Genomic DNA, 11862 nt, shown 5'->3' on the forward strand with positions numbered 1-11862 from the left:
GCGGTATGGCGCACCCCCAGGGCGCCAGGCCACCCCCCGCACGAAAAACACTACGGGCCGGTCCTGGCACCCGATCTATACCCGGAGGTGCCGGGTACGCCCCTCCCGTCTAGGGTTCCCACCAGCGAGAATGTCCCGCGAGGATGCACTAGGATTGGCAACCGGCAATTCGCGTGGACGCAGGCGGCAACTCGGTACCGGGGAGGCGGCGTGATGGGTGGGGACTCGCCGGGCACGTTCGGCGAGGTACTCCGCTTCCACCGGCTGCGCGCCAGGCTCACCCAGCAGGAACTCGCCGAGCGGTCCGGGCTGAGTGTCCGGGCACTTCGCTACATCGAGCGCGGCGGTGTCGACCGGCCCCGGCCGGAGTCGGTGCGCAGGCTGGCCGCCGCGGTCGGGGTGTCCCCCGACGACACCGAGTTCCACGAGGCGGCCGTGCGGCAGGCGGTCGCGCGGCGGGTGCGGGTCGGCATCCTGGGGCCGCTGACCGTGGAATTCGGTGACCGCCCGATCGAGGTCGGCGCGCTCAAGCTGCGGTCACTCCTGGGGCTGTTGGCGCTGCGCGCGGCCACGGCGGTGCGGCACGCGGAGATCATCGACGTCCTGTGGGGCGACGACCCGCCCGACAGCTGCCTGAGCCTTGTGCACACCTATGTCTCCAGGCTCCGCCGCACCCTCGCGGGCCCGGACAAGGACGCCCAGGAGCTCATCACCTCCGTTCCTGGCGGCTACCGGCTCGACCTCGGCACCAACCAGCTCGACCTGGTCCGATTCGACGACCTGGTCACCCAGGGGCAGGGGCTGCGGGTGAGCCAGCCCGAGCGCGCCGCCGACCAGTACGAGGACGCCCTGGCCTGCTGGCGCGGTCCGCTGCTGGCCGACCTGCCCGCCCGCCTGCGCCAGCACCCGGCCGCCGTCGCGATGGCCGCGCGCCGCCGCGACGCCGCGATCGCCCACGCCGACCTTGGCCTGCAGCTCGGCCGCTATGACGAGGTGGTGAGCAGCACCCGCGGCCTGACCCACGACGAACCGCTGCACGAGGGACTGCACGCCCGGCTGATCCTCGGCCTGGCCGGGACCGGCGAGCAGGCCGCCGCGCTCGGCGTGTTCGCCGACATCCGGGCCCGGCTCGACGAGGACCTCGGTGTCGAGCCCGGCGCGGAGATCCGCGCCGCCCACCTGAAGGTGCTGCGCAGCGGCCAGACCGAACACCTCAGCCCGCGCCCACCCGCGCAGCTGCCCGCCGAGACCCCCGGGTTCGTCGGCCGGGCGGTCGCCCTGGAGCGGCTCGACGGGTTCCTGCAGGACATCGACGGGCACGCGGTGATCATCGCGGTGTCCGGCAGCGCCGGAGTGGGCAAGACCGCGCTGGCCGTGCGCTGGGCCCACCGGGTCCGCTCGCGCTTCCCCGACGGCCAGCTCAGCGTCAACCTGCACGGATTCGCCTCGGCCAACCCGCCGACCACGCAGGTGGTGCTGGTCCGGTTCCTGCACGCGCTCGGCGTGGCCCCGGAGCGGGTCCCGGCCGACGCCGACGAGGCCGCCGGGCTGTACCGGACGATGCTCACCGGCAAGCGCGTGCTGATCCTGCTCGACAACGCCGCCACCGCCGAGCAGATCCGCCCGCTGCTGCCCGGGTCGGCGGGCTGTCTCGTCCTGGTGACCAGCCGCGACCGGCTCACCGGCCTGACCGCGCGCGACGGCGCCCACCAGCTCCCGCTCGACGTGCTGGCCCCGCAGGAGTCCGTCGAGCTGCTTGGCAGGCTCGTCGGCGTCGCCCGCACCCGGCGGGAGGCGCGCGCCGCGGCCGAGATGGCCGACACCTGCGCACATCTGCCGCTCGCGCTGCGCATCGCGGGCGCCAACCTGGCCATCCGCCCGCTGACCACCATCGCCGACTACACCGGTGAGCTGCGCGACCGCGGCCGGATGGCGGGCCTGACCGTGGCGGGCGACGAGTCGGCCGCCGTCCGGGTCGCCTTCGACCTGTCCTACGCCCGCCTCGCCCCGGCCGCGCGCAGGCTGTTCCGGCTGCTCGGCCTGGTCCCCGGCAACGACATCGACCCACGCGGCGCCGCGGCGCTGGTGGACGCGTCGCCGGAGGAGGCCGCGCGGCTGCTGCGCGTGCTCGACCACGGCAACCTGATCCGCGAGCACGCCCCCGGCCGCTACACCTTCCACGACCTGCTGCGCGACTACGCGGCCAACCGGGCAGGCCACGCCGACGACGGCGACGACCGGTCCGCCGCGCTCACCCGGCTGTTCGGCCACTACCTGCGGTCGGTCCGCGCGCAGAGCGCGATGCTGTGGCAGGTCGAGCCCACCGCCGCCCCGGGCGGCGGCGAACAGGCCGCGATCGCCTGGCTAGACGCCGAACGCGGCAACCTCGTCGCCGCCACCCTCAAGGCGGGCGCCGTCGGCCTGCCCAGCTACGCCTGGCGTTTCGCCGAGGCCCTGCGCGGCTACTTCATCAACCGCGGCCACGGCAGCGACGGCATCGCCGTGTGCACCGCCGCCCTCGCCGCGGCCCGAGGCGCGGGCGACACCGACGCCGAGGCGTCGGTGCACGAGCTGCTCGGGCAGATCCACGCCATCCTCAGCGACTACGACAACGCGGGCGAACACCTCCAGTGGGCCCTGGAACTCAGCCGCAGCACCGGAAACCGCGTCATCGAGGCCTCGGCGCTCTACAACATGGCCCGCGCCCACTCGGTGTGCGGCAGACCCGCCCAGGCCTTGACGGTGTGCGAGGAGTCGCTGCATATCTACCGCGCCATCGGCAACCGCCGCGGCGAGGCCACCGCGCTCAACTACCTGGGGATCAACCTACTTCTCCTGGGCCGCCCGGAAACCGCCGTCCAGCGACACACCGAGGCACTGGAACTGAGCGCCCGCATCGGCCACCGCCAAATCGAAGCCGCCGCCGCCCAGGGCCTCGGCCTGACCTACTGGGCACTCGGCGACCTCGCCCGAGCCGACCAGTGCTACCGCGACGCGCTCGCGGTGTGCCGAAAGTACGGATACCGACTGGGCGAGGTCAGCATGCTGGTCTGCCTGGCCGAGACCGGAAGCGACATGGGCACCTTCGCCGACGCCCACGCCTTGGTCCGTCAGGCCCTCGACCAGACCAGGGCGTTGGGGGAGCGGCGGCACGAGGTCAGCGGCCTCGACATCCTGGCCACCATCCAGTTGCGAACAGGCGAATGGTCAGCGGCGGCCATGCATTACGCGGACGCACTCGCCTTGGCGGGCAGCATCCGCTACAGCTTCGGCGAGGCATCTGTCCTGACTGGACTGTGCGCGCTGAACCGCCGCACCGGCGACCCGGCGGGCGCCGTCGACTTCGGCCTGCGTGCGCTTGGCCTGATCCGGGACACCGGCATGCGACTGCTGGAGGGGCGGACACTGACCGAGATCGCCCACGCCTACCTTGACGCGGGTGACCCGGCCGCCGCGGAGGAGTACATCGAACTGGGGATGTCGGTGACCACGCGTGCGGGGCAGCGGTTGGCCCAGGCGAGGGCACATCACGTCAGGGCGCTGATAAGGCACCGGGCGGGGAATGTCTTGGGGGCGCAGGAGGACTGGCGAGCGGCTTTGGGTGTCTTTGACGAACTGAATGTCCCGGAGGCAGCACACGTCCGGGCTCTGCTGTCTGCCGCAAGGCAGTTGGAGCACTAGACCGTCGCACGCCAAGACAAGGCTAGACAAGAGCAAAAGCGCGCCTGGCTGGCGGTCCTTGAGTGTCAGGTTGTCTGGGGGGCGGGGACGCCGGTGCGGGGGGTTCTGGCTGTTAATTCTGTATTGGCCGCGCGTTGGGCTCGGGACCAGGCGATGGTGGCGGGGATGGCTATGACGACGCCCAGTGCCCCTGCCAAGGCGATGGTGTTGGCCGAGGACCCGATCAATTGGGCCACGGCACCGCCTAGGCCGACGCCTAGGCCTTGGGCTACTCGAAGGCCGGTGCGGGCCGCGCCGAAGGCGCCGCCGCGGATTTCGTTGGGGACGATGGTGTTGAAGAGGCTCATGACGGTGATCTGGTAGGCGCCGACGGCTCCCGCGAGGAAGAGCAGGAGGAGGGCGAAGATCAGGTTCGGCTGGAGTACGAACAAGGTCAGGACCGCCACGGAGGCCGCTGCCAGGACACCGATGACCCGGGGGCGGGCTGACACCGGCACGTACCTGGAGATCAGGAAGGTGCCGACGATGAAGCCGAGGGGGTCGGCGGCCAGGAGCAGGCCGACCGCCTTGGATGGGGCGCCGATCTCGGCGGCCAGGGGGGCGGCGAGTCCTTCGGGGATCACGGCCAGGCCGACCAGCCAGGACAGTGTGATCAGGATGCGGAGTCGTCGGTCGCCGAAGACGAAGCGGGCGCCTGCGAGCCAGTGGTCCTGTTTGCTGCCCGCGGGTGGGCGGTTGCCGACCCAGCGGCGCACGATGAGGGCGGCCAGGGCGAAGGTGGCGGCGTCGATGGCCAGGGCCCAAGAGGTGCCGATCCAGGCCACCAGCAGGCCGCCGCCGCCGAGGCCGATCAGGAGCATCGTGTTGGTCGTGATGCCGCGCAGCTCCTGGCTGCGGAAGTAGAGGTCGTCCTCGTCGAAGATCTCGCGGGTGGTGGCGTTCTGGGCGGCGACGGCCGGTGACTGGATCAACGGGACGCCGATGACCAGGATGAACAGCACCCACAGTGGCATGTTCGGGATGGCCATCAGGCCAACCAGCACCGCCTGGGCGGCCGAGCACACCACCATCAGAGTTCGCCTGCGGTAGCGGTCGGCGAAATGGGACAGGCCGAGCCCGCCCGCCAGCGCGGGCAGGAAGGTCAACGCGTAGATTCCGGCCGACCAGAGCGCCGACCCGGTGCGGGTGAACACCAGTATCGCCAGCGCGACTCTGGTCAGCTGGTCGCCTGCGACGGACATGGCCTCGGTGAACCAGAGCGCGCGGAACTCTCGGTTCGCTAACACCGCGAACATGCTCGGCGCTGGTCGGCTCACATCAACTCCCGGTCCGGCGGGTGGTTCCCACTCGGGCTGAGCGGCATCCTCCAGGGGCCGGTGTGTGGCCCTGGTGGATTTCGCGGCATCCTGCCACTCGGTCACCGCCGCGTCGCTCAGAGTACCGGCATATCGCTGCGTGATCAGCGGCGCCCGAGCATTCGAGTCCGGATATCGCACCGATGGGGCCGTCCGGCGCAATCTCGGCAATCTGTTTCCAACTACCAACGCGCTGAATGGACTACAAACGCCGTGCGCTGCGACCGACCGTTCGGCGCCGACGGGTCATCACCGGCTGTTTGTTCGCCAACACTGGCCCACACCCGGCGATGGGCCCAGCGGGGCGGGAAATGGGGAATGGGGAAGAGCGGCATGGACGGCACAGCGGTCGTGGTGACCGGAGCGGGACGGGGACTCGGCGCGGCGTTCGCGGCGCACCTGGCCAGGGCGGGCGCGGCGGTGGTGTGGTGCACTTCCTGCTCGACGAGCGTTCCGCCGGGATCACCGGCCAGTTGGTGCGCTGCACCCGGGAGGGTGCACATCGTCGGCCAGCCCTCGTTCGCCGATCCTGCGGCGGACACTTGGGACCTCGACAGCGTCGACGAAGCGTTCACGGAGGTCTTCCAGGCCCATTTGGAGCCCAACGGGTTGGAGAAGCGATTGCCGCCGCGGCTGCGCAAGTGGCCGACGGCCGCGCTCACAGCGTGAGTGAGTTCCATCACAGAGAGTTTAAGTCCGGCCGGCGGGAACGCGACCCCGGAGGGGTGACTTCGGTTGCGCCCCACCGTGTCATGAATCGAGGGGTCAGGCGTCGGGAAGTCAAGGGCCTTCGGCCACAACGCCGCAGGTACTTGCTCCATTTGGGCGCTGCTTGGCGTAGTGGGGTCACTACTGTCGGCGCAGGCCGTAACGTGGAGTCGTCGGGCGACATGGCGTGGCCGGGAGCAGGTGATACGCCGAACAACAGGTCGGCGATGTTACGGACGATAAGCCGTTAGACGGGGAACTGTGTCGGGACAGAGGCATACGCTTCTAGGTACGACGGTAATCCGGCGGAAGTCCGCGGGCTGTCGCGAGTGAGGAAGGGGAGGTCGCACCGTTGGGGTTCACCAGTCGTGGGAACGGGCGGAAGACGCCTCCCCCGCACGAGGGGCTGAGCACTCGGGCCGACGCCGATGGCGCGGCGTCCGAGTCGGTCACCAGTCACGACTGCGCATGGGGTTCTCCTGGGGTCGATGGGGACATGACGGTTGACTCGGGTGTCACCAGTCGCGGCTCATGGGAGCTTCCTTCGGTAGATGTGGACCAGGCGGCGGAGCGGAGTGTCACCAGTCGCGGCTCATCGGAGCTTCCTTCGGTTCGTGGGGGAATGGACGGGGTGGGGGTCACCAGTCGCGGCTCATCGGAACTTCCTTCAGTCGGTGTGGACGGATCGATCGGGAATGTGATCACCAGTCGCGGCTCATCGGAACTTCCTTCAGTCGGTGTGGACGGATCAATCGGGAATGTGATCACCAGTCGCGGCTCATCGGAGCTTCCTTCGGTTCGTGGGGAAATGGACGGGGCGGGTTTCACCAGTCGCGGCTCATCTGAGCTTTCTCCTTCTGCGAGTGCGGACGGGGGCGATAGGGGTGGGGTCACCAGTCGCGGCTCATTGGGGCTTCCTTCAGTCGGTGTGGACGGATCAAATGGAAATGTGATCACCAGTCGCGGCTCATCGGAGCTTCCTTCGGTTCGTGGGGACGGGGACTCGGGGGCGGATCTCACCAGTCACGGCTACGCATCAGGGGCTCCATCATTTAGGGGGGACGGGGTGGAGGGGCAGGTCACCAGTCGCGGCTCATCTGGGCTTCCTTTGGCTAGTGGGGACGGGAGCACCGGGTTCGAGATCACCAGTCGCGGCTCATCGGACATTCCTTCGGTTACGGGGACGGAAACAGGGGCGGAAGCTGGGATCACCAGTCGCGGCTCCGGATCGGACTCACCTCCGGGCTTAACGAGCGTCGAGGGCTGCGGCAGCGATGCACTTGCAACACCTCCTCGCGACGGCGCTCAACAGGTGGGGCAGGCCGAAGCGCGCGTTCGCGACGGTCGTGAACGGAACGTGGGCCGGTTCCGTTCACGGCTAAGTGTGACGGACCGGATGCACGCTGAACACCCTCCGGGCCATTCGTTGCTTTCGGTGCGACGGTGGGGCCTTTGGACTCTTCCGCACCCGGCTCTGCGTTACATCCTGGCGTTCGAACTCGTCACGATCTTGGCCGTCGTTTTCGCTGTCGTCACCGACCCGCCGGCACTTGAGATGGACTGGCGGCGCCTCGCGGTGCTCATCGCGGCGGGTGCCGCGCATCTGTGGATCTCCCGCCGAACTGAGGAGACGCGCCGCGACGGCGGCACCGGTCCGCACATGGACACCAGCGTCGTGTGGATCCTGCCCGCGATGGTCCTGCTGCCCGCGTGGATGGCCGTGGTGTCGATGCTGCTGCTGCGCGTGCAGCTCTACCCGGTCGCCCGCCGCCCGCTCTACCGATACACCTTCGGCACGGCGGGCATCCTGCTCGCGGCCTTGGCGTCGCTCTTCGTGATCAGATTTTCCGGCATCCACGTCACTGAGACCTTCGGCGCGCGGGAATCGTTGCTTCTCGCTTTGGCGGGTGCCGCGTACTTCGTCGTCAACGCCATCGCCATCGGTGGTGTCATCGCCCTGTCGACCCCGCAGCCGACGTGGACCGCGGTGGTCGGTTCCAGCCGCGACAACGCCATGGCGGCGCTGACGGTCAGTCTCGGTGCCCTGGCCGCGCTGGCCATCGCCCATTCCTGGCTCGCGCCGCTGTTCCTGGTTCCGCTGCTCGGCGCGGTCGACTGGGGCCTGCTGCAGATCGAGAACCTCAAGGGCGACGCCCGCACCGACCACAAGACCCAGCTACTCAACAGCCGAGGCTGGCACGAGCAGACCGGTCGTGAGATGGCCCGCGCCCGCAGGCAACAGGGCCTGATCGCCGTCGCGGTGATCGACCTCGACCACTTCAAGCAGGTCAACGACACCTGGGGACACCCGGCGGGCGACGCCGTGCTGCGCGCGGTGGGCACCGTGCTGCGGGAGACGACCCGCCAGGGCGACGTGGTCGGCCGGTTCGGCGGCGAGGAGTTCGTGCTGCTGCTGCCCGACACCGACGCCGACCAGGCGGCCAGGGTGGCCGAGCGCGTGCGAATGGGCGTCGCCGAGATGCACGTCGCGGCCACCGACAAGCGCGGTCAGCCGGTGCTGATCTCGCACCGCACCGCCTCGATCGGCATCGCGTCGGGCCCGGGGGCCACCTCCGACCTCGACGACCTGCTCCGCTCGGCCGACGCGGCGGTCTACGAGGCCAAGCACGGCGGTCGCAACCAGGTTCGAGTGGCCGACCCCGCCCAAGCCCACTCGCCCGCCGCCCCGGAACTCTAGAGCTGGGAGCGCGGCCGCCGTCACGGTCTACTCAGGTGGCGGTCTGTTCCACACCGAAGGCCGGGTAGTCACGGAGGAACGCCGTGTAGCGCGGGCTGCGGGCGATCACGTCCTGGTAGGCGGCGCAGGCGAGCTTGCGGACCTGGTCGGCGAACGACGCGGCGGGGCCGTCGGGGTGCCAGCCGATCAGATTGCGCCAGCGCAGCGGGTTGCCCTGGATCGGCACCGGCACCACACCGGGGAACCGGCGGAACATCGGCTGGCACAGCACCACGGCGTCGCCGGACTCGACCAGGTCGACGCAGCTGGCGAAATCGGTTTCGTACAGTGCACGAGGGGTGAATCCGGCGCGGGCGCACGCCGCGGCGAAGCACTCGCCGAAGCAGCCGTCCCCAGGGGTGGCGCCCCAGTGCACGTCGGCGAGGTCGGCCAGGTCGACCGCGTCCTGATTCGCCATCGGGTGGTCCTCGGCGAGCAGGACGAACACCGGGTCGGTGGCCAGCGTCCGCCACAGCACCCCCGGCTGTGCGGGTGGGGCGGCGTCCCCGCAGACGCCGACCACGGCGTAGTCGACCTTCCCGTCGGCCACCATCGTGCCCAGTTCCTCCGACGACCAGGACGCGTAGGTGGTGACCACCAGGTCCGGGTAGGTCGTGGTGAGCTGGTGGACCAGCGCGCCGAGGAGCGGGCCGGTGGCCGAGGCCAGCCGCAGCCGGGTCGGCGTGTCGCCGGGAATTCGTTCGTTGTTCGCGAACCGCGCCGCCTCTTCACGTAGTCCGGACACGGCCGGAAGCAGCAATCGGGCGCGCGCGAGGACCAATTCGCCCAGCGGGGTCGCGCGGGCGCCCTTGCGGTCGCGGTCGAACAGCGGGCCGCCCAGTGCCCGTTCGATGCGGTGCAGCTGCGCGGTGAGCGCGGGCTGGGCGAGTCCCAGCGCCGCGGCGGCCTTGGTGATGCTGCCCGCTTCGTCGATCGCGCAGATGATCCGGAAGTGGCGCAGTTCCAGCTCCATGAACCAACGCTAAGGTGCCTAGGGGACCGAGCGGAAGCTCCCGCGCCGCAGCAACAGCCCGCAGACGATCATTCCGGTCGCGAAACCGCTGGTCGCGCCCACCGCGCCGCGCACGAACCCGACCTCGGCCCGCAAGTCCGGCCGGGCGACCGCCATCGCGTCGACAGCGGCGATCACGGCGAAAACCCCGGCGGCGATCAGGACAACGGCGGCCACCGACAGCGTCGGCCGCTTGCGCGGCAGCCTGCGACACCGCCGAACGACATGGACGAGCAGGACCCCGACGCCGACGAAGCTGAACGCGACCTGGAGGAAGAAGAACAGGGGCATGTCGGGCCACACGAACCGCCGGAACATCGGGATGCGCTCGACGACGAACCCGTGGCTGTGGGTGAAGGCGTCCCACACCAGATGCGTGCTTATCCCGAGCGCCGCGGCGGCGATGGCGGGAATCGGTTTGGGCAGCGGTGCTCGGGCGAATCGACGGGGCGATAACGCCAGCGCGGCCTCTTGGGCGCAGTGGTGCCAGACAGCGGTCAAGATCAACGCGAGCGGAATGGTGAGGATGAATCCGGGAATCGTGTGCGTGAATCCGGTGTCGAGCCTGCTGAGCCCGGCGAACTGCAGGAGATCCGGGGCCAGGGCGCCCGCCACCAGCGCGGAGGTGGGCAGGCGGGTGCGGAAGAACGGCAGGACGGCGGCCGGGTGGGCGAGGGTGAACGGCATATCCGCGATGGTCGCGGGGAAGTGTGGAGGATCGGTGCGGGGAACGGGGAGTTAGTGGTCGGTGTTTATGGTTTGGGCTGGAACGGGGTCGCGGGGGGAAAGCGCTACTAGACCGGCGGGATGATTCCCGCGAAGTGGCCGACGGTCTCACAGTGCGGGCACGGGCGGCCGTTGTCGACGGTCCGGGGGCTCCCGGCGATGATCGCCAGCTTCGGGTCGGCGACCATCCCGCCGCCGCCGCAGTACTGGCACACCGTGTGCACCTCGGTCGGGACCTCGAGGTCCTCGTCGTCCTCATCCACGGGCTGCTCCTTCGGAGGTGATGGTGCGAGAATGCCACGTGCCCACGACTCGGCGGATCAGGCTGGTCCTGGCGGCGTTCGCCGTCGGCGCCGTCGCCGCGACCATGGCGCCGCCCGACCGGGTGACCGGCTCGCCGGTCGCGCAGCAGCAGGTGCCCGCCGCCGTCTCCGCCTATCCGGGGTCGATGCTCTCAGCCCTGCGGCCCCGGCGCTGCCTCGGTCGGATCGCGGTCATGCCCACGCGGGCCCGGTTGGCGCAGCTGCTGGTCATCGGCGTCGACCCGGCCGACCCGGCGCAGGCGCTGGCCGCGGTGCGCGCCGAGCAGATCGGTGGCGTGTTCCTCGGCGGCAACGCCACGACCCTGCTGGTCGACCAGCGGCTCACCGAGGTCACCGCGGCGGCGACGCTGCCGCTGACCGTCGCCGTGGATGACGAGGGCGGCCGGGTGCAGCGCGTCGACGCCCTCGACGGCGACCTGCCCAGCGCGCGCGAGATGACCGCGACGATGTCGGAGAGCCAGGTCCGCGAGCTGGCCAGGACCAGGGCCGACAAGATGCGGGCGCGCGGGGTCACCCTCGACTTCGCCCCCGTCGTCGACCTCACCGACGCGGGCGCCGGTCACGTGATCGGCGACCGCTCCTTCAGCGCCGATCCGGATACCGCCACCCGGTACGCGGGCGCCTTCGCCGCAGGCCTGCGCGACGGCGGGATGCTGCCGGTGCTCAAGCACTTCCCCGGCCACGGCCACGCGACCGGCGACTCGCACAAGACGACCGTCCGCACCCCGACGCTGGCCGACCTCGACGGCGACCTGCTGCCCTACCGCGAGCTGCCGAAGGCGGGCCCGGTCGCGGTGATGGTCGGCCACCTCGATGTGCCGGGCCTCACCGACGGGGTGCCCGCGACGCTGCACCCGGCCACCTACCGCCTGCTGCGTGAGGGCCTTGCCTTCGACGGCCTGACCGTCACCGACGACCTGGGCGGGATGAAGGCCGTCTCCGACCGCTACGACCTGCCCGAGGCCGTCCTGCAGTCCCTGCGCGCGGGTGTCGACATCCCCTTCTGGTCCTCTGGCGCCGACCGGCTGACCGAGGTACTCGACCGGCTGGAGACGGCGCTGCGCACCGGCGAGCTGACCCAGCCCCGGGTGACCGACGCCCTCGAACGGGTCATGATCGCCAAAGCCCTTTGCTAGGAATCCATGCGTTCGCGCAGGCTGCGCGGGCGCATGTCGGTCCACACCTCCTGGATGTGGGCCAGACACTCCTCCTTGGTGCCGCTGGTGCCCTCGTCGCGCCAGCCCATGGCGTTCTCCTTGTCCGCGGGCCAGATCGAGTACTGCTCCTCGTCGTTGACGACGACCTTGTAGATCATGGTTG

Annotated in this window: 9 protein-coding genes; 4 read left to right on the forward strand and 5 right to left on the reverse strand. The window is 70.4% G+C overall.

What is annotated here, in order from left to right; translation table 11 throughout:
* The first annotated feature begins 213 nt into the window (after positions 1-213).
* A complete protein-coding gene (locus BN1701_RS33635) occupies positions 214-3681 on the forward strand; it encodes a BTAD domain-containing putative transcriptional regulator (protein ID WP_054055464.1) in 3468 nt (1155 codons plus the stop codon).
* A gap of 65 nt (positions 3682-3746) precedes the next feature.
* Here BN1701_RS33635 and BN1701_RS33640 read toward each other — a convergent pair whose 3' ends face one another.
* Positions 3747-4976 (reverse strand): MFS transporter, encoded by a 1230-nt coding sequence (locus BN1701_RS33640; RefSeq protein ID WP_054055465.1) that lies wholly within the window; start codon positions 4974-4976, stop codon positions 3747-3749.
* 393 nt (positions 4977-5369) lie between these two features.
* Here BN1701_RS33640 and BN1701_RS36250 point away from each other — a divergent pair, with 393 nt between their 5' ends.
* Together BN1701_RS36250 and BN1701_RS36675 are read left to right on the forward strand one after the other, a co-directional pair.
* Entirely contained in the window at positions 5370-5705 is a 336-nt protein-coding gene (locus tag BN1701_RS36250) for a hypothetical protein (RefSeq protein ID WP_157368357.1), read from the forward strand.
* 1594 nt (positions 5706-7299) lie between these two features.
* On the forward strand, positions 7300-8442 hold the full coding sequence (locus BN1701_RS36675; protein ID WP_172803379.1) for a diguanylate cyclase: 1143 nt from the start codon (positions 7300-7302) through the stop codon (positions 8440-8442).
* A gap of 31 nt (positions 8443-8473) precedes the next feature.
* Here BN1701_RS36675 and BN1701_RS33650 read toward each other — a convergent pair whose 3' ends face one another.
* The 3 genes from BN1701_RS33650 to BN1701_RS33660 form a co-directional block, all read right to left on the reverse strand.
* Positions 8474-9454, reverse strand: coding sequence for a LysR family transcriptional regulator (locus BN1701_RS33650; protein ID WP_054055467.1), 981 nt, complete (start codon positions 9452-9454; stop codon positions 8474-8476).
* Between the two features lie 18 nt (positions 9455-9472).
* Positions 9473-10180 carry a DUF4184 family protein gene (locus BN1701_RS33655; RefSeq protein ID WP_054055468.1) on the reverse strand — a complete coding sequence of 236 codons (708 nt, stop codon included), beginning with the start codon at positions 10178-10180 and terminating at the stop codon, positions 9473-9475.
* Positions 10181-10287: 107 nt separating this feature from the next.
* Positions 10288-10482: a hypothetical protein gene (locus BN1701_RS33660; RefSeq protein ID WP_054055469.1), complete on the reverse strand. Its 195-nt coding sequence runs from the start codon at positions 10480-10482 to the stop codon at positions 10288-10290.
* Positions 10483-10586: 104 nt separating this feature from the next.
* On the opposite strand from BN1701_RS33660, the gene BN1701_RS33665 reads away from it, so the two are divergent.
* The gene (locus BN1701_RS33665) at positions 10587-11678 is read left to right on the forward strand and encodes a glycoside hydrolase family 3 N-terminal domain-containing protein (protein ID WP_157368513.1); all 1092 of its coding nucleotides are present in this window, start codon (positions 10587-10589) and stop codon (positions 11676-11678) included.
* Here the strand turns inward: BN1701_RS33665 and BN1701_RS33670 are convergent.
* Entirely contained in the window at positions 11675-11857 is a 183-nt protein-coding gene (locus tag BN1701_RS33670) for an MbtH family NRPS accessory protein (protein WP_054055471.1), read from the reverse strand. The genes BN1701_RS33665 and BN1701_RS33670 overlap by 4 nt on opposite strands.
* Positions 11858-11862: the final 5 nt, after the last annotated feature.

The organism is Alloactinosynnema sp. L-07, assembly GCF_900070365.1.
Lineage (GTDB): Bacteria > Actinomycetota > Actinomycetes > Mycobacteriales > Pseudonocardiaceae > Actinokineospora.

What these genes read in the sequence shown, in the direction of transcription:
- BN1701_RS33665 (WP_157368513.1), top strand. Translation starts at nt 10,587, where the DNA reads ATGGCGCCGCCCGACCGGGTGACCGGCTCGCCGGTCGCGCAGCAGCAG.
- BN1701_RS33640 (WP_054055465.1), bottom strand. Translation starts at nt 4,976, where the DNA reads ATGTTCGCGGTGTTAGCGAACCGAGAGTTCCGCGCGCTCTGGTTCACC.
- BN1701_RS33655 (WP_054055468.1), bottom strand. Translation starts at nt 10,180, where the DNA reads ATGCCGTTCACCCTCGCCCACCCGGCCGCCGTCCTGCCGTTCTTCCGC.
- BN1701_RS36250 (WP_157368357.1), top strand. Translation starts at nt 5,370, where the DNA reads ATGGACGGCACAGCGGTCGTGGTGACCGGAGCGGGACGGGGACTCGGC.
- BN1701_RS36675 (WP_172803379.1), top strand. Translation starts at nt 7,300, where the DNA reads ATGGACTGGCGGCGCCTCGCGGTGCTCATCGCGGCGGGTGCCGCGCAT.
- BN1701_RS33635 (WP_054055464.1), top strand. Translation starts at nt 214, where the DNA reads ATGGGTGGGGACTCGCCGGGCACGTTCGGCGAGGTACTCCGCTTCCAC.
- BN1701_RS33670 (WP_054055471.1), bottom strand. Translation starts at nt 11,857, where the DNA reads ATGATCTACAAGGTCGTCGTCAACGACGAGGAGCAGTACTCGATCTGG.
- BN1701_RS33650 (WP_054055467.1), bottom strand. Translation starts at nt 9,454, where the DNA reads ATGGAGCTGGAACTGCGCCACTTCCGGATCATCTGCGCGATCGACGAA.